At 40.7% G+C, this 20216-nt stretch carries 13 protein-coding genes and 1 pseudogene; 8 read left to right on the top strand and 6 right to left on the bottom strand.

Going from position 1 to position 20216, the window contains the following annotated elements; all coding sequences use genetic code 11:
* Window positions 1–388 precede the first annotated feature (388 nt).
* From HG267_RS28995 to HG267_RS28985, 3 genes are all read left to right on the top strand, one after another.
* Entirely contained in the window at window positions 389–4561 is a 4173-nt protein-coding gene (locus tag HG267_RS28995) for a DUF4912 domain-containing protein (RefSeq protein WP_052335229.1), read from the top strand.
* Window positions 4562–5561: 1000 nt separating this feature from the next.
* Window positions 5562–6269 (top strand): NYN domain-containing protein, encoded by a 708-nt coding sequence (locus HG267_RS28990; RefSeq protein WP_045871355.1) that lies wholly within the window; start codon window positions 5562–5564, stop codon window positions 6267–6269.
* A 168-nt stretch (window positions 6270–6437) separates the two neighbouring features.
* Window positions 6438–7148, top strand: coding sequence for a response regulator transcription factor (locus HG267_RS28985; protein ID WP_045871144.1), 711 nt, complete (start codon window positions 6438–6440; stop codon window positions 7146–7148).
* 14 nt (window positions 7149–7162) lie between these two features.
* Here HG267_RS28985 and HG267_RS28980 read toward each other — a convergent pair whose 3' ends face one another.
* Window positions 7163–7309 (bottom strand): hypothetical protein, encoded by a 147-nt coding sequence (locus HG267_RS28980; protein ID WP_155539316.1) that lies wholly within the window; start codon window positions 7307–7309, stop codon window positions 7163–7165.
* Window positions 7310–7370: 61 nt separating this feature from the next.
* Here HG267_RS28980 and HG267_RS28975 point away from each other — a divergent pair, with 61 nt between their 5' ends.
* On the top strand, window positions 7371–8483 hold the full coding sequence (locus HG267_RS28975) for a sensor histidine kinase (RefSeq protein WP_045871143.1): 1113 nt from the start codon (window positions 7371–7373) through the stop codon (window positions 8481–8483).
* 297 nt (window positions 8484–8780) lie between these two features.
* On the opposite strand, the pseudogene HG267_RS28970 reads toward HG267_RS28975, so the two are convergent.
* The 3 genes and pseudogenes from HG267_RS28970 to HG267_RS28960 form a co-directional block, all read right to left on the bottom strand.
* Window positions 8781–9804, bottom strand: a pseudogene (locus HG267_RS28970) (transposase).
* Window positions 9805–10445: 641 nt separating this feature from the next.
* Complete coding sequence (locus tag HG267_RS28965; protein WP_045871066.1) at window positions 10446–10901, bottom strand: hypothetical protein; 456 nt, start codon at window positions 10899–10901, stop codon at window positions 10446–10448.
* A gap of 1167 nt (window positions 10902–12068) precedes the next feature.
* A complete protein-coding gene (locus tag HG267_RS28960) occupies window positions 12069–12260 on the bottom strand; it encodes a hypothetical protein (RefSeq protein ID WP_045871064.1) in 192 nt (63 codons plus the stop codon).
* A 955-nt stretch (window positions 12261–13215) separates the two neighbouring features.
* On the opposite strand from HG267_RS28960, the gene HG267_RS28955 reads away from it, so the two are divergent.
* On the top strand, window positions 13216–15801 hold the full coding sequence (locus tag HG267_RS28955) for an adenylate/guanylate cyclase domain-containing protein (RefSeq protein ID WP_045871063.1): 2586 nt from the start codon (window positions 13216–13218) through the stop codon (window positions 15799–15801).
* Window positions 15802–15913: 112 nt separating this feature from the next.
* On the opposite strand, the gene HG267_RS28950 is transcribed toward HG267_RS28955, so the two are convergent.
* Window positions 15914–16471, bottom strand: coding sequence for a DUF2808 domain-containing protein (locus HG267_RS28950; protein ID WP_045871062.1), 558 nt, complete (start codon window positions 16469–16471; stop codon window positions 15914–15916).
* Between the two features lie 431 nt (window positions 16472–16902).
* Here HG267_RS28950 and HG267_RS28945 point away from each other — a divergent pair, with 431 nt between their 5' ends.
* The 3 genes from HG267_RS28945 to HG267_RS28935 are packed head-to-tail and all read left to right on the top strand — an operon-like array spanning window position 16903 to window position 18844.
* Window positions 16903–17388 carry a DUF1772 domain-containing protein gene (locus HG267_RS28945; protein WP_045871061.1) on the top strand — a complete coding sequence of 162 codons (486 nt, stop codon included), beginning with the start codon at window positions 16903–16905 and terminating at the stop codon, window positions 17386–17388.
* On the top strand, window positions 17363–17593 hold the full coding sequence (locus HG267_RS28940; protein ID WP_155539300.1) for a hypothetical protein: 231 nt from the start codon (window positions 17363–17365) through the stop codon (window positions 17591–17593). The genes HG267_RS28945 and HG267_RS28940 overlap by 26 nt, the downstream gene beginning before the upstream one ends.
* Before the next feature lie 51 nt (window positions 17594–17644).
* Window positions 17645–18844 (top strand): DUF4336 domain-containing protein, encoded by a 1200-nt coding sequence (locus HG267_RS28935; RefSeq protein WP_045871060.1) that lies wholly within the window; start codon window positions 17645–17647, stop codon window positions 18842–18844.
* A 17-nt stretch (window positions 18845–18861) separates the two neighbouring features.
* Here the strand turns inward: HG267_RS28935 and HG267_RS28930 are convergent, their stop codons facing one another.
* Window positions 18862–20025 (bottom strand): DUF3095 family protein, encoded by a 1164-nt coding sequence (locus HG267_RS28930; RefSeq protein WP_045871059.1) that lies wholly within the window; start codon window positions 20023–20025, stop codon window positions 18862–18864.
* Window positions 20026–20216: the final 191 nt, after the last annotated feature.

Raw genomic sequence — 20216 nt, 5'->3', positions numbered from 1 at the left:
CTTTGAGACGCAAGCAGCAAATATCCAACTCGTTCTCTGTTCCCTTACTGCTTCCAAGCAACCACACAGGCGACGCACTACCTGCTATGAATTCTGTTCCTTGTTCCTCGTTCCCCAATACTGCTCGGTTAAGGATTTTCAACTCTTAATTTGGTTTAGGGAAAAGGTTCAAGGGTAAGGGTTAAAGGTTTTTTCTTGCCCCTTTTACCCTTCCCCTTTTCCCCTTAACCGACAAGTATTGCCCCGTTCTCTAGTCCCTTGTTTATTCCCAACAACTAAGAACAAAGTTAATAGAGATGTATAATTAGCGCGTCTCCTCCTTTTATAGATAAAAGCATAAGTTAAAGGCTGGCCGGATTTCTGTTTTCTGTACCCTGATAAGGAGCATATGTGGCAACAAGAAAAGAAAGATAGTGCAATAGTCAGACTGGCATTACTGCTGGCGATAGGAACTACACCTATGGCAGCAACTCTCTTAGTGCCAACACCGATACAGGCACAATCTGCAACTGATGCTCCCGCTTTTCCTATGCCAAAAACATTGGAAAATGGGACTACAGTGCGGATTGATGGTTCAAGTAGCTTGAGTGTAATTAATCAAAACTTGAAACAGAGTTTTGAGCAGCAATACTCTGGAAGCAAAGTGGAAGTAGCGGCTAATGGTACTGATGCCGCACTGAAAGCTGTGCTAGAGGGCAAAATTGATGTAGCAGCCCTAGGACGTGGCTTGACACCACAAGAACAAGCAAAAGGGTTAGCGCAAGTCCGCTTATACCGCGAAAAGATTGCTATCATCGTCGGTGCGGAGAATCCGTTTAAAGGTAGCTTGACTGGTAGAGAATTTGCCAGGATTTTCCGGGGACGCAGCATTACAGATTGGTCGCAGGTAGGCGGGCCAAAAGGTAAAATTCGCGTTATTGATCGCCCCCCAAGTAGCGACACTAGAGAAAATTTGCGTAGTTATCCAGTATTTAAGGCTGCTAACTTCACTACAGGCACAAATGCAATTCAAGTACCGGAAGATAACACCGCAGAAATCGCCAAGCAATTGGGTAAAGATGGTATCAGTTATGCTTTAGCCAATCAAGTATCGCAACTCCCAGGGGTGCGGACTCTCAAGGTACATCAAACTTCACCTACCGAGCCCAAATATCCTTTCTCTCAGCCTTTAGTTTACGTCTACAAGAAAAACCCCAACGCTGCCACAGCTGCGTTCTTGGGCTTTGCGATCGCACCGCCAGGTAAGCAAGCCATTGAACAAGCCAGAACAGCTGAAGCAGCTGCGATCGCAAATGGTGGCATACAAGCTTTGGTAGCAACAACTGCTACTACTTCCCCGGCAGTTGCAGCAGTAACAACTAATACCACTTCTCCCACCATTGCGGCTGCCACAACTGCTGAAACCACTACCCCCACAACTGAGGCAACTACTGCCCCTACAACCGAGGGCATAACTAATACTGCCGACCCTAGTGCAACCACTGCCCCAGATGCAACCTCGGGAACTGCTGCGGATAACAATGCCAGCGTGCAGCGAGAAGCGCCATTTTGGTTATTATTGCCTTTGTTGGCGATCGCAGCTTTAGGCGGATTGTCTTGGTGGTTACTCAAAAGACGCTCATCAGCAGAAGACGCAGCAGATCAAGACTTAGGATCTGCTCCCACAGCACCACCTTTACCAGTAGACCCGAATCAGTCAGCACCCGCAGCCACTAACCCCCCTTTAGCAGCAGGCACAGGCGCAGCGCTATCATCGGAGGAGATGAGAAATAACGGCGAATTTGCATGGGATACCGAAGCACCAGCAGCAGTGGTGAATACTTCTTATCCCAACTTAGCAGATGCGTCTAAAGTTACACCTCAACCTGAATCGCCGCCAGAACCAGTATTATCTGATACTTCAGATGCTCCTAGCGCCAATGCGACAGAACCGCCTCAGCCAGAATCCAATATTGGCGAAAATATCTCCGCAGCAGGTGCTACAGCCTTGGCTGGAGGTGCAGCTTTAGCAGCAGGTGCAGTCGGCTGGTCTGTGGTAGATAGTAGAGAAAGCGCTCCCGAAGATGCTAATACTACAATCCAAGGCAGTGATTATACTCTATGGGATACACCTGCATCTGATGAAGTACTAGCTGAGATAGAACAGCCCAGCCCCGAAACTACAGAGGCAATCCCAGATTCACCGCCAGTTCCAGAACCCACAGCAGATGTAGTCTCAACAATTGAAATTGCACCTGCCAATACTGATACGCCAGATGTCGGCGAACCAACATCGGATGTAGCACTGCCCATTATTGAAGCAACCGCCGCACTACCCAATTTACCAGCAGTGAGCGAATCTACATCAGAGGTATTGCTACCAGATGTGGAAACAGCCACCACAATCCCAGAGTTGCCAGATGTCGGCGAACCTACAGCAGATATATCACTACCGGATCTGGAAGAACCAACATCGGATGCATCACTGCCAATTATTGAAACAGCTGCTGCACTTCCCCATTTGCCAGCAGTGGACGAACCTACATCAGAAACAGCCGCTACACTTCCAGATTTACCTGATGTTCCAGATGTGGACTTAAATGCCATAGCAGACGAAGCCGAAGCCACTGCTGAACCCACAGAAGAAATCGAGGAAATTTTCGCGAATCTGCCAGAAGAGACCACAGAAACAGCAGCAAGCTTACCCGCAGATAATTCTCTACCTAATTTAGGGGCTGTAGCTGCTGGTGCAGTAGCAGCAGGTGCAGGAATTGGCGCTTGGTCTCAAGTTTATGGTAGTGAAGAATCGCCGACATCAAACATACCAACTGCGACAAATGATCGTGATGCCGCAGTAGCAGCAGATAATGTTGAGAACCAAGTTACTCTCAGATCCCACACACCCAAATGGGCTTATGCTGCGTGGCAAATTTCTGATGCTAACAAGCAAATATTGACAGATTCCGGTTCTCCATTATTACTGCGGTTATATGATGTGACTGGCATCGACCTGAGTTATCAAACTCCGCACCTGGTGCAGCAGTATGAATGCGATTTAGCATCATACGATCGCTTTGTGGCAATTCCGGCTAGCGATCGCAACTACATCGCAGAAATTGGTTATCTTGCAGCAAATAACTGGGTATTAATCGACCGTTCTGAGACCGTGCGTGTCTTTAGCAGTCCCTACACCACAGAGGAAGCAGCAGACAGCCAAGTAGCAGACAAAGTCAGCCTTTCGCCCCAAAGTTTGCACTCAGCGAATGTTTCCTGGCAAATTTCCGACACAACCCAGCAGAAACTGCAAGAATCAGGCTCGCAATTGACCTTACGCTTGTATGATGTCACAGGTCTTGACCTGAGTTATCAAACTCCCCAGTTGCTGCAGCAATATGAATGCCCGGCTGGGACACATGAAACTGTAGTGGCAATTCCGGCTAGCGATCGCAACTACATTGCAGAAATCGGTTATCTTGCAGCAAATAACTGGGTATTAATTGACCGTTCTGAAATCGTGCGTGTCTTTGGTAGTTACTCCATCGTAGAAGACGAAACAGAAAGCAAAGTTCCAGACAGAGTCACTCTCACGCCCCTAAATTCAGAATCAGCTCATGTTTTATGGGATATTACCCAGGTAACCCAGGAAATCGTACAAAATTACGGCTATCAATTGAAGATCCGCTTGTACGATGTCACAGGAATTGACCTGAGTTACCAAAATCCTCAGTTGCTTCAGGAGTTAGAATGTCCAGACGGCACAAATGAAACTGCAATAGCGATTCCGAGAAGCGATCGCAACTACATTGCAGAAATCGGTTATGTAGCAGCAAATAACTGGGTATTAATCGACCGTTCTGAAACCGTGCGTGTCTTTAGCCCTTACATCCCAGATACTGCCACACCAGAACCAACACCTGTGCAGGAATCAACTCCCGTAGCCCCAATCCTCACACCAGAATCAACACCTGTGCAGGAATCAACCCCCGTAGCCCCAACCCCCACGCCAGAACCAGCTGCAAATCATGAAAGCAGCATTACCTTCACATCCCGTACCCCTAAATGGGCTTACGTTGCTTGGCACATTTCCGAACATGACAACCAAAAATTGCACAACGCGGGGATTTCGCAATTGATTGTGCGGCTGTACGATGTCACCGACATTGACTTGAGTTATCAAACTCCCCATCTAGTGCAGCAATATGAATGTGAGGAATTAGTAACCGATCGCTTTGTCGCCATCCCCAACAGCGATCGCGATTACATGACCGAAATTGGCTATATTGCAGAAGGCGATCGTTGGGAATCACTCACTCGTTCTGCCAATGTTCGCGTTTTCAGCCGTCCCCAACCAAATTTCTGGTTTGTAGCAGATGCTGAGTTAATTATCCACGGCGCAACTGAGCCAGGTGCAACTGTCAACATTGGGGGTCATAACATTAAACTGAAGCCAGATGGTACCTTCCATTTGCGTATCCCCTTCTCAGACGGGTTAATAGAATATCTAATGACAGCAAATTCTGCTAATGGAGAACAAACTCAAAGCATTCATAAAAAATTCTCCCAAGACACTCCAGAAGCATAGTAGCCCCATCTCAATACTTTTCGGTTAAGGGAAAAAAGGGAAATGGGAAATGGGAAAGAAACAACCTTTAATTCTTAAACTTTAACCTTTTTCCCAAAAGCTATTTTGAGTTCAAAACGCTATCCCTTGTAGTATTAATCCCCATCTGAGAAGCTAAAAAAATAGTTTTCTCAATGAAAAATTTAGATTCCTGATTTTCTATCTTTGAAGAAATCGGGAATCTATTTTTTCATACCCAGCCAAAATTATCTGTAAAAAACATCATATATTTCTTTTTTGTTTCCTTTCTACGCTAATCATTTCTAAAAATTAAATCAGATTGGTATATAACCAAACTGACAAAAATCCAAAAATAGTTTTTTTTGATGCAATCATGAGAAAATATCTCTTCTTTAGACCATAGCTCCTAGTCTATAGTTCCGATTTTCAATATAGATGTACAATAAAAATAACTGCTGATAGCTCACTACAGCCCAGTTCCTTAATAGGAATCTGTACGTATTGACTCCTGATTGTTTTGTGCAAAGCCAACATTCAGTAGATTGGGGTAAATAGTGGGCTATTGATAAATATTGGGGATATCTTGTTAAATCTGTTTTGATACCAACCGTAAATCTCCGCTTTAGACTTTGACATCTGCACAATCAACAGCCAAAACAACGATTTGCAGCTATTGATTGCATATCATTGACTGTGCCCATTTTAAATTTTAGATTGCCGATTTTAGATTTTTTGTTCTCCTTCCGCGCCATTAAAGTGGAACAAATCTCAATACTACTCGGTTAAGTGTTTTGAACTCAAAATAGCTTTTGGGAAAAAGATTAAAGGTTAAGGGTGAAAGGTTGTTTCTTTCCCTTTTCCCATTCCCCTTTTCTCCCTTAACCGAAAAGTATTGGAACAAATCTAAAATCGATGGACTGTGATGCTGATTTATCAGCGCAGAATGAATACTGCCAATTGCCCAGCACTTTTTGACATGGAAATCCAGAGGAATAGCCCAATGAATCTTAGTAGTTTTACCCAAGAAAAAGAAAAAGATAAACACCTGAAACAGGAATCACAATGGCAAGAAAGGCAGATAATTAATCATAAAGAAGCTGAAGAAAATAACAAGCCAGCGACTGCAACATCAAGTTTACTTTTTCAAGGCATTCATCGTGGTAGAGTTGCTATTTTTATTGATGGATTAAACCTATTGCAAGCAGCATTGCAACTCGGTTTAGAAATTGACTATCTGAAATTACTTTGTCGCTTAACCGAAAACTCACGATTGCTGCGAGCTTTCTTTTATACTGGGATAGACAACTCGCGATCGCCTGCTATGCGTCTTCGTTCTCATGAAAAGCAGCAGGGCTTTTTATTCTGGATGCGTCGTAATGGCTATCGTGTGGTTACCAAAGAATTCCAAATTTCCGAGAATTCTAAAAAACCTAATTTAAATGTAGAAATTGCTGTAGACATGATCAATCTCGCTCCCTACTATGATACCGCTGTCTTAGTAAGTGGAGATGGAGATTTAGCTTATGCTGTGAATGCTGTTAGTAGCACAGGAGTCCGGGTAGAAGTTGTCAGTTTACGAGCTATTACCAGTGATATCCTAATTGATGTCGCTGACTACTTCGTTGACCTAGATAGCATTAAAAAGCACATCCAAAAGGATTCCAAGGTTGGCTATAATTATCGCCATCTCTCCACTTCTGGTCTTTAAATGGCAACAAATCCACAGGTGAGCATGTCACAAACTAGTAAATGACCGCAACCGCAAAAAAATTGCGCTACCGAAATCATTCATGGTGGCTGCAATTTTATTTTGAATTGTGAATTTTGAACTTCCCCTTGGGGTTAACTCTGCGTCTTATACTCCCGCCTAATCGAAATGGATATTTTAATTGTTGAAGATGAAATAGAAATTGCCCAATTAATCCAACTGAGTTTAGAAAAAGAAGGATTTATCTGCCGTATTAGCCGTGATGGTATCAATGCCTTGCGGATGTTTCAAGAACAACCACCAGATTTAATTATTTTAGATTTAATGCTGCCTGGTTTAGATGGGCTAGAAGTCTGCGCCAGAATTCGCCAAAAACCAGGCGCGAAAGACCCCTATATTTTAATGCTCACAGCTAAAGGCGAGGAAATCGATCGCGTTATTGGCTTGTCTACTGGTGCTGATGATTACATGGTTAAGCCCTTCAGCCCCAGAGAATTAGTTGCGAGAGTGCGTGCTTTGTTAAGGCGTAGCCTACGCCAAGGGGGACAAAATCAAGTTAATCGTAGCCAACATTTTATTGTTGATATAGATCAGCGTACTGCGAGTCGTCAGCTAGATGATCACGCACCAGAAGTTTTAGACTTAACCACCTTAGAATTTAACTTGCTAAGTACCTTTGTCAGCAATCCTGGGCGAGTTTGGAACCGCACCCAACTAATTGATAAACTTTGGGGCGATAATTTTTTTGGTGATGAGCGCGTAGTCGATACTCACATAGCGCGGTTACGCAAAAAAATTGAACCCGATCCAGCGAATCCCACTTTTATTAAAACTGTGGTGGGAGTAGGCTATAAATTTGATGACTCAACTACAACTTAATACAATTTTAGATTTTAGATTATGGATTGTAAAACAGAACAATCCATAATTTGAAATTCTATTTCTCCCTCATCTTCCTCATCTTCCTCATCTTCCTCATCTCCCTCATCTCCCTCATCTCCCTCATCTTCCTCATCTCCCTCATCTCCCATCTTCCCCATTCCCCTTACCCTGCTGCTTGCCAAATTCATTACAACTTTCAAGAAAACGGTATAACAGCTTATGAAAAAGGACTGGCGCTGGACAAAGTCCTTACCTTTAGCATCGCGCTTATTATTCTCCCACTTAGTCGTGATGATAGTGGGGGTATTTAGCTTAGTAATCATTAGTAAAATTTCTTCTCCTCGCTTCTTTGTTCTTCACTTAGAACGACTAGAAAATGAAGGGTTAAATTTAATTGATATTCGCGCTGAATTGGTGCAAGGATTTGAAACTGCTTGGCGACGAAGCACTATTTGGTCAGTAATAGTGGGTACTACAGCCGCAGGTGGATTGAGTTACTGGGTATCTAGAAGGATTATGCAGGGATTGACCGACATGGAGCAAATTACCAGGCAATTTGCGGCGGGTAATTTTGAAGCGCGTTTACCAATGTCTGATATTCCCGAAATTAACCAGTTAGGTGCTAGCTTTAACCGGATGGCAAACAGTTTAGAAGGCGTGGAAGCGAGGCGACGGGAACTGATTGGAGACATGACTCATGAACTAAGAACACCTCTAACAGTTGTACGCGGTTACTTAGAACAACTAGCCGATGAAGAAATTGAGCCATCACCAGAAATTTATCGGCGGCTAGCAAAGGAAACTAAGCGTTTAGAGCGTTTGGTTAACGATTTACAAGAACTTTCCAAAGCTGAAGCAGGTTATTTAGCAATTAACATACAGCGTGTAAATTTACGTCCTTTATTAGATTCATTAGTAGAAAAATTTACAGACCAGTTATTAGAAGATGGCCCGGTTCTCCGCTTGGAATGTTCATCTCCTATGCCTTTGGTGTTAGCAGATTTGGATCGTACAGAACAAATACTAGTAAATCTTTTAGGTAACGCCATACGTTATACGGCACAAGGAGCAATTACCATCCGTGTTTGGACGGAATCATCTCGACTGTGGATTGCTGTTGTAGATACTGGTATTGGAATTGCTCCTGAAGATTTACCCCATGTTTTTGAGCGTTTTTGGCGCGCTGACTCATCCCGCGCTCGTCAATCTGGCGGGACAGGGATTGGTTTAACCATCTCTCAGCGCTTAGTGGAATTGCAAGGTGGTGAAATCCAAGTAGAGAGTCAACAAGGGTTGGGTAGTACTTTTAAATTCTCTGTGCCTTTAGCTTAAATACAAAATTGCCTCCCCAAGGACTTCTAACTAAAAAAATATACTATTGTTTTCTTGGCAGGGGGAGAAAAAAAATATTCTCTGACCATATTGCAATAAGGTTCAGTTAAGAAAATTAATTGATCACAAAACCAAAAAACTAGTTACTCAACAAAAAAACAGAACAATAATTTTGGAGGGGGTTTGGGGGACGCAACCGTCACCCAATCGAGGGTTTGGGGGAGAATCCCCCAATTGATCTGGCTTTTTTAATTAAGTTAGGACTTACGCATTGACAAAAAATATTATTGATGTGTACTAGGCAGCACAAGTATTGGTGAGATTGTCCACAATATAATCACGCACAACTAAAGTAAACAAGTTTCTTTGTAATTCATACCAATTAGAAATGATGTTTTCAGACCGCATTAGCTCTAAACGAACAAATGCTTGAAGTGAGCAAAATATGTGTGTTTTAATTGCATGGCTATCTCTAACCCTTACGGGTTCGCCAGTTGCTTCAAGTCGGGAGACCCGCCCAACGCACTGGCTCACCATAAATCGACAAATTCCACATACTTGTTTTATTGCTCTGTGAAAACTTTCTATTCCCCAATGAGTATCATGAATTGTCACAAATTCACTGCGAGTTATTTGCTGAAGAGCTTCAGCATCTGGTAGATACAATATATAATGTCTAGAGTCTTCTTTTTTGAAGACTTTCCTAAACAATTTGATAAATCCAAATTCTCTCAGATGAGTTACCAACCCTTCATCAGGAATCTCTAAACCACTTACTTGGCAATACTTTCCTGGTTCATTAGAGACAGTTCTATTTTTCTCAACCCCAAATAGAAAACCCAATTTCTGGTTTCTTAAAAATTTTAAGTTTTCTACTCCTGAGTACCAACTATCTCCTGTTACTAGCCTTGGTTTTACACCCCAATCAATTACTTCAATTAGCATCTCTTGGAAATAATCGTTCTTCGTTTTCCCCTCCTTTTTTATCGTATATTCTGTAATTTATTGGTACTGAGCTTCCATGTATGTCGCTGTAATACAGCGTAATTAAATTTATCCCTTTGATACTTTTATGATATTTACCTGACCAAAAATAACCGATTAATTCTGCATATTTTGGATTACTGTACAGTTTTTCTATGACTGTGTTGTCTACACTTAAAATCCCTCCTGTCAAGTTAATAATAGTCTTTACCGTACTGAACAAATCATAGGGAGCGTATCTCTCCCTCAACAAAAAACGGTTCACACTATCATGTGAAACATTCCCCAATATTTCTGCTAACCTACTGCATCCTCCATGCTTCGGTTCCGATAACAAAAATAGAGTGTAATGTTCCAGATTGCATTGTGCTGTTGAGAGTTTACTGATTTCTCTGATTGTCCGATACCTATTTGTAGACAACACTTTTTTCTTAACGCATTATTTTATCATTCTGTCAATGCGTTAGTCCTATAAGTGACAAATCAATCACTAATGAACTTAACCCAAGCGTATTGGACTATATAGGATAATTTAATTTCTGGAAGTCCTCTATACATACAATAGATTGTCACAAGGTGGTCATGGCTGCGTAATATGCAATTGCTAGCCTGAGATTGAGAAAAATATAGTTTTCCATTGATTCCACTTTGGACAATCACTCTATGATTCTCAGCAAAAAAATCGCTGGGAGTAGAAACTTATACCCGTTCCCGCTTTGACAGCAACCAACTCTTCTTCTCCTACTCCCTTAATGAATTATGTCTACTGTGATTCTGGCTGGATTTTTAGTAAGTTTAGTGACTGTCTCTGGATGTGCGGCGATCGCCTATCTGTTCCCGCAAAAAAACTCTCACGACTAACACCATGACACTGATATTGATAACTATAGGATTCAGATTTGATTTATAAAATACAAGTTGGGTGCGTTAGCCTTGGCTAACGCACCATTCAAGGATTTTTGTGGGTTTGTGGAATTTCTATCCTGAATAAGGATCGGAATTTGGATCTGTTGGTGGTAGCGATTGTGGTGGTGGTTCGCTGGGTGGTGGTGGTTCAGGCGTGGAGTCTTTAATCTGTGATTGTAAGGCTTTGCCCAGAACATAGGAAGTACTACTAATCCCCAATAATCCCAAAATTTGATCGGGAATAGAAGCGGGAAAAGATGGTGGTTTGTTACTAGTAATGATCAAGACTAAACTCATTGAAATCACAAAAGTGAAAATCAACAGTTGAAACCTGGCCAAACTTGCATCGCCGGTGCTTTCACTAATCAGCTTATCTAGATTAATTCCCCGTTTTTTATTAGTTTTTAAATTCCAAGTACCTTCCCAAATAAATATCAGAATAAATATTTCTAAAACTGCAACAAAAATCGTGATAACACAACCGATAACCAGCGCCAAAATTACAAAAAGATCATTAATGCTAGGCACGCTCTGACCTCCGTTCTTTAATAAGTGAAGTCAACTTGCTCCAAAGATAAGCAAAGTTGCTTCCTCCCAATGCATAGAGAAATTCTGCTCGGATTTGTGGCATACTACATGGCAAGCTTGAAACTTTGCAAGTATTTAAATTTTGCCTAACATCAAATAGGTAGTACGCAACAAATATCAGGGTGAATAGCAATAACTGCAATCGCTCTGGGCTATACTTCTGATTCTTTGTCTTGTCAAAAAGTAATCCTCTGAGATTGATTTTCTTTTTGATAATCAGAAAAAAGACGGAGGACATTAACCCCACAAGAAATAACCAAATTTCAAACTGAATAAACTTGGATAAAAGATTAAATCCCCATTGTATTTCCAAAATTCATCCTCCACCTCAAACCAATATATTGCAGATTTAATAGCTGCTAAGACAGTCAATATATTAAGGTGTGATTTTTGTTTATACCGTAACTGATATAAAAATTATTTTTATATCAACAAAGTTAGTGAATTGTAAAAATTATTCACCCAAAATTTTATTTAGTACTCTAATTTAGTTTGTGCGAAAACTTTAGACACCTCTATCTCTCTTCTTTCCTATCTTGAAAGCTATTTCAGGAACTAAATTCAGCTTCAGGAGCAATAAATTTTGAATTAGCCAATTCTTCCTTGATAGTAGATCGACGGTAGAGGAGGAATTTAAAATCCAATACAGTTCAGATGAAGATCATTAGTGATTGATTTGTCAGTTGTGGAAACAGCTAGCTCAATTGGGGGATTCTCCCCCAAACCCCCAATTGGGTGACGGTTGCGTCCCCCAAACCCCCTCCAAAATTATTATTTTGTCGCCAATTTATTTTTTTAACTGAACTGTATTGATACCAAATCAAATAATGTTTGCGGCAGATAAATTTTTTGTAAGGGCACGGCACCTGTAAGATAATCTGATATGCCAAAAGATTGTGGATGCCGTGCCCCTACCCATCTGTCGCATTCTTTTTTCAAAATTGTATGATTTAAAATCCAAAATCGTAGATTGTTAACAAAAAAAATATGGATGAGATTTTAATCTCATCCATATCCCATCTACCTAAATATGAGGATTGCAGCACTGTTGTATTGCACTCCAGATACTCAAGTAGAGGACTCGTTAGCATTTAAACATTAACTATTTTATGTAGATTCAGTAGTTTCCTCAGGCTCACTGGGTGGAGTAGTTTCTTCAGACTCGCTGGGTGGAGTAGTTTCTTCTGTATCAGTGGTTGTGGTTTTTGGTGGCTCTTGATTGGGTAATAAAGGCTTGGGGTTAGGTGGAGTGTAACTACTCTCAACTGGGGTGCTGGTTCTTTCTAATGTATAAACCATGTAAATTTACCTTTTGCAAAATAGTCAGCAGAATCAGGTTAGCCACTATCTGAATGACAGTCACTACTCTTTGCTTAAGTATCTGTGTATGAGCTAAGTTTTATGCAAGCGGCTAAATTTGTTACAAAACTTAAGATTTTGTGGTATCAGTGTTAATTGTGCAAAATATATGGGAACTATAGGATACGCCACTCCCACAGATATTGTCAGTCATATAGCCAATGGCTGAAGGGAGGAGGTAATATCTGCGATCGCAGTCTCATGCATCTTCCGGTTAGACGTTCCGTGGCTACTTGAATTACCTTTGGTGTTCTATTCTGAGTCAGTATACTAATCTCATTCTCAGAGTCGGATATCTATGTAATATAGAGTTTACTGCTGAAGGTCTACAAAATTCCTCTAAATTTCTAATCTTTTGGGAGAAATTTACCAGATATGTCAAAGTCCGCTCTTTACAGTTAGTCTGAATTAGGGTATTCCTTGATTGTCGTTTAATTGTAGAGAAAGCAGATAGTCAAGAAAATCGGTAAATGGATAGCACAAGGAGTCAAAGCGTGGGAATAACTTGATTTTTATGTTGTATTACTGGCTCTATTGCAAATTTGAGAAGGTGCATACTGCTGAACTTGCGCTCTAACCCTGATTTTTGGGTTGTGAGCAGCATCGCTCCTAGTGTGAGGGAAAATGGTGTAAAGTATCAGCCTCTTAGTAGCGCTTTTAAGCGTAAGCAACGAATAATAGAAAAGCCTCTTTCTTTTCTAGACTGAATCCTTACGTTTCTTGATTATTGACATAAGTAGAATGTGAATTTGAGATTATTAATCTTCCCCAGATTTCCACAGGATGACGCTAGCTTAACAAAAGATTAAACTGTGGATAATGTCAAGGATTGTTGCTAATGGCAGCAATTAAATCACATTCTTAAAATATATTCATCATCTATAAAAAGCTAGTTATGTCATCGCATCAACATAGTTTTGATGAGACTGCCGATTTAATTATTGGTGTTCGCCATTCAGAAAATGGTTATGTACAAGAAAATCCGGCTCCTGTAGGTGTACTTGCTAAAAGACAGGGAACTATTTCTAGTTTTTTGGCTCCCTTAACCCAGGAAACTTTTAAACAAGTTGTTAAAGATGTCGAACAAAAATTGCAGATTGTGCATCAAACTCTCACGAGGTTAGATTCTCATGGGTTTGACACAATCCTCGAAGAAATGTTGCATTCGATTACTTTAAAAACTGGAGAATTATTAGGAGCAGATAGAACAACTATATTTTTATTAGATGAAGAGAAGCAAGAACTCTGGTCAATATTAGCAGAAGGAGAAGGCGATCGCTCTTTAGAAATTCGCATTCCTGCAGATAAAGGAATTGCTGGGGAAGTGGCTACTTTCAAGAAAGTTGTCAATATTCCCTATGATTTTTATGACGATCCTCGCTCAGTATTTGCTCAAAAGCAAGAAAAAATTACTGGCTACCGTACCTATACAATGTTGGCTTTGCCATTGTTAAATGAGCAAGGCCAATTAGTTGCAGTAGTACAATTACTGAATAAATTAAAATGTCCGCATAATCCTAACTCTTCCATTGCAGAACGCGTTGATACTAAAGGATTTACTTATGCTGATGAAGAATTATTCCAAGAATTTGCTCCTTCAATTCGGCTGATTTTAGAATCATCACGCTCGTTTTATGTCGCTACGCAAAAACAACGAGCCGCAGCCGCATTAATGAAAGCAATCAAGTCGCTTTCGCAAAGTAATCTTGACTTAGAAGATACCCTTAAAAGGGTAATGGATGAAGCCAAGGAATTAATGAATGCGGATCGCAGTACATTATGGCTGATAGACCACGATCGCGAAGAATTATGGACAAAAATTACTCAAGATAATGGTACAACCAAAGAATTACGTGTACCTGTAGGTAAAGGCTTTGCTGGTATCGTCGCTGTATCAGGGAAAAAGCTGAATATTCCTTTTGACTTGTACGATCACCCAGATTCTGATACAGCTAAAAAACTTGACCAGCAAAATGGTTACCGAACTTGTAGTTTATTATGTATGCCTGTATTTAATGCCGATCAACAATTGATTGGTGTGACGCAATTAGTAAATAAAAGAAAATCAGGCGATTTCCCCGCTTATAATCACGAACATTGGCCCAAAGCTCCCGAATGCTTCCAAGCCAGCTTCGATCATAACGATGAAGAATTCATGGAAGCCTTTAATATTCAAGCAGGTGTAGCGCTGCAAAATGCTCAATTATTCGCCACAGTGAAGCAGCAAGAACAAATGCAGCGAGATATTTTGCGGAGTCTTTCTAATGGTGTAATTTCCACAGATAAAGCAGGTTTAATTATTGCGGCGAATGAAAGCGCTAAACGCTTACTAGATTTACAAGAACAAGACCGTTTAGAAGGTCTTTCGATTCAAAGTGTTATCAATATTAAAGAAGGTAACTTTAGTAAATGGTGTGAGAATGCTTTAAATGGAGCTAACTACAAACATAGACAACAATATTATCCCGATCGCACTCTATTAACTACAGGTACAGAGCAGCATAGTATTAATTTATCAATTAACACAATTGCCGATGCTAGCGACCATAAACAAGTGCGTGGCGCGCTAGTAGTAATGGAAGATATTAGTGATGAAAAACGCCTGAAAAGTACAATGTACCGCTATATGACCCAGGAATTAGCGGAAGAATTACTCAAATTAGATGACGCTAAATTAGGAGGCGATCGCAAAGAAGTTTCGATTCTATTTTCTGATATTCGCGGCTATACAACTTTAACGGAAAATCTCGAAGCCGAAGAAGTTGTGAGTATGCTCAATGAATATTTTGAATCAATGGTAGAGGCTGTTTTTAAACATAAAGGCACCCTAGATAAATATATCGGTGATGCAATTATGGCTGTGTTTGGTTCGCCTTTACCATTACAAGAACACGCTTGGATGGCGGTACAAACATCTTTAGAAATGCGCCATCGTTTGCAAGAATTTAATCACCGCCGTTACTTAGCTAATAAACCGAGAATCAATATTGGTATTGGCATTAATTCTGATACCGTAATTAGTGGCAACATTGGTTCTAGTAAAAGAATGGAATTTACAGCCATTGGTGATGGTGTTAACCTTGGCTCCCGCTTAGAAAGCGTCAGCAAACAGTACGGCTGCGACATTATTATTAGCGATAATACTTATAATCCCTGCCGTGAAAATATTTGGGCTAGAGAACTAGATTATATTCGCGTTAAAGGTAGAAATGAACCAGTTGCTATTTATGAACTGCTAAGTTTGCGTACCGATCCCATTAAGAGTGAAAAATTAGAAATAATTGAGCTGTATCACAAAGGGCGTGAATATTATTTAAATCGCCAGTTTGACCAAGCACAAGCTAAATTCAATCAAGTTTTAGCGATTGATAGCCATGACAAAGCGGCTTTATTACATCTGCACCGCTGTCAGCACTGGATACAATCACCCCCATCAGATGCTGATTGGGATGAGGGTGTTTGGACTTTTAAGGAGAAATGAGGAAGGGTCAAAAGGTCAAGGGTCAAGGGTCAAGGGTCAAGGGAAATATTTACTTCTTCCTTATCTCCCTCATCTCCCTTATCTTCCTCATCTCCCTCATCTCTCGTCACACTCACCAGCCGAATCTGTTGCTGTAGAAGGTTAATCGTCCAAAACCAAGAAATTGCCCGTGGGATTTCTCGCCAGGAGGGAAGGCTGTCACACCAAATAAATAAACGCCTGAAACTGAGGGATTTTGGCGGGGTTTGAGGGCAATTGTGATGTTTCTACCTGGGGGTACTGGGGGATCAAATACTAGAGTTGTTGTTTGAGTTTTGCCATCACTAGTAGCATCTTTTAATCCTAGTTTCTGTCCTTCATAGGAGGATGTTCCTTCAAAAGCTGAAGTGTCTTTAAGGTCAAAGCGAACGTAGTCTAATCCCTCACGCTGATTAATTGTGACTCGTTGCAGCGGTTCTCCAGCATTCTCTGGTAGGTTGAGGGTAAAGTAATATGTTGCACCCCAAACATAAACTTCTTTATAGGTAGTAACTGCTTCCACTAAGCGTGGTGGTTGAACAAAATACACCGTACCATCTTGCAACTGAACTGCTGGACTGGGCTTTGAGGTATAGCCTTGAATACCAGCTACCATTGCGATCGCTATACCCAATATCACTGCAACGCGCATTGTTCTACCTAGATAACTAACTACTATTGCTGGGGGGAACTCAAAGGCTTTTTGTCTCTCTTGAATAGTAGCTTTATTTCCCTTGTGCTGTACTCATCCTATGGGTAATCCGTAATTGAGAAATTTTTGTCTAAGCTAAAGAAAGGTTCGCAGAAATCAATTTGATATGGCTAGTCCTCTGCTGGTGACTAAGTTGCATATTCCCTTGCTGCGATCGCCTTTGGGGTTTAGTTGTGGCGCTCAAAGGAATGCAAGCCCGTCAACAAGGAAACACGGCGGAATCAGTCGCATTGGGGAAATAGATGTTTCAACCAAGAACAACTATCAACACTTATACATGAAGTCGGGCTAACTCAGCTGCAATTTGTACCTTTTCCTCTGGGGCTGGCTCGCTTCACCAGCATTGCTTATATTGGCTTTAAGAGGTAACAATGTTTCTCAAAATTTGGCGTTTCATTACTCTTATACTGGTAGCGCTCTTTATGGGTTTAGAGTTTGCCCATGCTTTAGAACTGCCTCCCAAAATGCAGTACGATGGAGCGCTATATGTGACGATGCAAAATAGCCTGTACCGTTATTTTGGTGCGCCAGGGCCAGGGGCCTTCATTACTGTGGGTGTAGTGCTGTGTGCGATCGCTCTCACGATTTTAGTACGAAAACACCGCGTTGCTTTTTGGTGGACATTGGCAGGTACACTTTGTTTAGCGATCGCTTTTCCCCTCATCTATTTTCTGCGGATTGAGCCTGTGAATGTTGTAATTGAACAGGCTAATGCAACCTCACTACCAACCAATTGGCAACAGCTAAGAAATCAATGGGAATATGCCCACGCTACAAACTTTATTTGCAGTTTAGCTGGCTTTAGTGCATTGCTGATTTCTGTACTAGTTGATGTTCCTCAAAGGACTTCTAAATAAAAAAATATTCTATCGCCGTGTAGCAGAGGGAGATGAGGGAGATGAGGGAGATGAGGAAGATGAGGGAGATGAGGGAGATAAGGAAGATGAGGGAGCAGGAGAGAAATATCATTACCCATTACTCATTACCCATTACCCATTACCCATTACCCAATCCCCAGTCCCCATTCCCCATTCCCCATTCCCAATTTCCTCGTTCCACTAGCTCCTTCTAATGCTAAAAATTGGTAAGGAGCATGAAAGGGGTAAACGAACTATGAATGCACAGGGGTCGCAAGCAGAAACAATGCATCCGCGTGATTGGTCATGGCCGTTTTGGTTGACTGTACCTCTTTACCCCTACAGCAAACGGCGGACGGTATGCACTGAAGTAGTTAAAGATACTATCTGGACATTCGACCAATTGCACGGCATTCTCTACACTATCGTGCCGATTCGGATGACTGTGGTGAAATTAGAGGCTGGCGGTCTATTGGTTTATGCGCCAGTTGCACCCACAACTGAATGTATCCGTTTAATTAATGATTTAGTAGCCCAGCATGGTAATGTTAAATACATCATTTTGCCTACAAGTTCTGGTTTAGAACACAAGGTTTTTGTTGGCCCCTTTGCTCGCCGCTTTCCCAAAGCGCAAGTGTTTGTAGCACCACACCAATGGAGTTTTCCGTTAGACTTGCCTTTGAGTTGGCTAGGTTTTCCCCAAAGTCGCACCCAAGAAATCCCCGCAGACAACAGCCAAGTACCCTTTGCTGATGAATTTGACTATGCAGTATTAGATATTAATTTGGGGCGGGGATCGTTTGGAGAAGTTGCAGTATTTCACAAGCGATCGCATACTTTATTGCTGACTGATACCATACTTTCTGTACCAGAAGAACCACCTGCGATCGCGCAAATCGATCCGTATCCCTTATTATTTCATGCTAGAGATAACGGACAAGAAGCGATCGTAGATACTCCAGCTAATCGCCGCAAGGGATGGCAACGCATTTCATTATTTGCCATATACTTCCGTCCCGGCGCACTAGAAGTTGCGGGTATGGGTGAGATGTTGCGTGATTCTTTGAAAGCAGCAGAAAGGTCAAAAAAAGCTTATTTTGGTTTCTTTCCTTTCCGTTGGCGAGAAAACTGGCAACAGTCATTTGCAGCCCTGCGAGGCAACGGACGGCCATTTGTCGCTCCAATTCTGCAAACCCTGATTCTTCCCCAAGGGCCAAAACAAGTCCTCGACTGGGCAGACAAAGTTGCTAGTTGGGATTTTCATCAAATTATTAGTTGTCATTTTGACTCACCCATCCACACAACTCCCTATCAATTTCGGCAAGCCTTCGCCTTTTTAGAGAAGAATCCATCTGTCAGCCATTCTCTACCAAAAGAAGATTTGCAATTCATCACTGGACTGGAGGCTGATTTACTCAAGCGCGGTATCGCCACCCCACCGAAGGAGAGAGTTTGAAATCGCAAGCAATGCCACTAATTTTCTAACATTTGCTGTTTTATTTGTTTTGCTGCTAGAGTATATCCACCATCAGCAGCATCAACTAAATGTACTTCTTGATTACCTATCAAGCAAGTAACTAGAGCGCGGTTAGAGATATGTAATCCAAAATATATTTTACCTTCTTGTTGTAATTTCTGGAGATATATTTGAAATATTTCTCTTTTTTCTGTATGGCAAGATATTGTCATTTTTAGCGAACCATCAAACTTTTTATACTCGGAAGATTTAATTAAGTTTTTCTTACCTTTAAAAAAAATAAGTAATATTTTATTCTGTATTTGTTCGATAATATTTTTTATTTTAAAAATTAATTTTGCTATCTGAATATTAAAACTATTTTTGGTTGCTAAATTTAATCTCATTAAAACTTTGCCTCTATCTGTCCGGATATCGGCTAATCTAAATTTCGATTTAGATGCAGATAGTGGATGGCATTCTTCAAGTGATCCAAAAATATATTCCATCTTAGATAGTATTTCTTGATAAATATGTCTTTGGCTTTGAAAATCATCACCTTTAGCTTTAATAATTAGCGATAAAATTTCGTCTTTGTGGCTGAAAAAATCCTCGAAAGGACAAGCAAATCCAGAGTACTCAGCTTTCTTATGGGTTTGATAATTATCGGGAATCAAATAATTAGCACTTTCTTGATGATTTTTGACTAGATATTCTGCATAATCAATACCGTTACCAATAGCTATCATCTGTAAATATTTAGGTGAAATTTGATATTTTCCTATTTTTAGGCTGTAGCCAGATTCATAAATCTTTCTGAGTGGCACACATCCAACTCTTAGCTTAAGATTAAAAATCTCTTGCACTAATTTACAAGTATCAGATAAAACACTTTCTACATCAGAAATCATTATTTTTGGTATCAACAAAGTAATCCCATCACCACCAAATATAAATGGTAATTGTTGATGTGGATTGAGATTGATTACTGCAACGAGTGAAAGAGCGCTAGCCATGTTTACATACTTATATTCTCCTTTTTCTATTGCTTTTGTAGAATTAACTACATCTGTAATTACAAGATACCAATCTTCGGGCGCATCTAAATAAAGATCTAAATTAGTAAAGTCTTTGAAGTTGTTAAACGTAGTTAATTGTTCATAAAAATACAAATTTGACATATAAACTTATCCTAAGATACTTTCCTTCCCTTTTGTTCTGCATTCTTTCTACTGTTTTATGTTACCCAAATAGGTTGAATGATGAACATCAATGAAAAAAACTAAGTAATAGCTAAACAACCACAAATATTGTTAAATTTTAAATAGAGTAATAGAGTAAAGAGTAATTGCCAGGGTACGAACATAATTAT

It is taken from the genome of Tolypothrix sp. PCC 7601 (assembly GCF_025677855.1).
In the GTDB taxonomy this organism is placed as follows: domain Bacteria; phylum Cyanobacteriota; class Cyanobacteriia; order Cyanobacteriales; family Nostocaceae; genus Aulosira; species Aulosira diplosiphon.
This window is presented reverse-complemented; position numbering and strand designations above follow the sequence as displayed.

What these genes read in the sequence shown, in the direction of transcription:
- HG267_RS28995 (WP_052335229.1), top strand. Translation starts at nt 389, where the DNA reads ATGTGGCAACAAGAAAAGAAAGATAGTGCAATAGTCAGACTGGCATTA.
- HG267_RS28990 (WP_045871355.1), top strand. Translation starts at nt 5,562, where the DNA reads ATGAATCTTAGTAGTTTTACCCAAGAAAAAGAAAAAGATAAACACCTG.
- HG267_RS28985 (WP_045871144.1), top strand. Translation starts at nt 6,438, where the DNA reads ATGGATATTTTAATTGTTGAAGATGAAATAGAAATTGCCCAATTAATC.
- HG267_RS28980 (WP_155539316.1), bottom strand. Translation starts at nt 7,309, where the DNA reads ATGGGGAAGATGGGAGATGAGGGAGATGAGGAAGATGAGGGAGATGAG.
- HG267_RS28975 (WP_045871143.1), top strand. Translation starts at nt 7,371, where the DNA reads ATGAAAAAGGACTGGCGCTGGACAAAGTCCTTACCTTTAGCATCGCGC.
- HG267_RS28960 (WP_045871064.1), bottom strand. Translation starts at nt 12,260, where the DNA reads ATGGTTTATACATTAGAAAGAACCAGCACCCCAGTTGAGAGTAGTTAC.
- HG267_RS28955 (WP_045871063.1), top strand. Translation starts at nt 13,216, where the DNA reads ATGTCATCGCATCAACATAGTTTTGATGAGACTGCCGATTTAATTATT.
- HG267_RS28950 (WP_045871062.1), bottom strand. Translation starts at nt 16,471, where the DNA reads ATGCGCGTTGCAGTGATATTGGGTATAGCGATCGCAATGGTAGCTGGT.
- HG267_RS28945 (WP_045871061.1), top strand. Translation starts at nt 16,903, where the DNA reads ATGTTTCTCAAAATTTGGCGTTTCATTACTCTTATACTGGTAGCGCTC.
- HG267_RS28940 (WP_155539300.1), top strand. Translation starts at nt 17,363, where the DNA reads ATGTTCCTCAAAGGACTTCTAAATAAAAAAATATTCTATCGCCGTGTA.
- HG267_RS28935 (WP_045871060.1), top strand. Translation starts at nt 17,645, where the DNA reads ATGAATGCACAGGGGTCGCAAGCAGAAACAATGCATCCGCGTGATTGG.
- HG267_RS28930 (WP_045871059.1), bottom strand. Translation starts at nt 20,025, where the DNA reads ATGTCAAATTTGTATTTTTATGAACAATTAACTACGTTTAACAACTTC.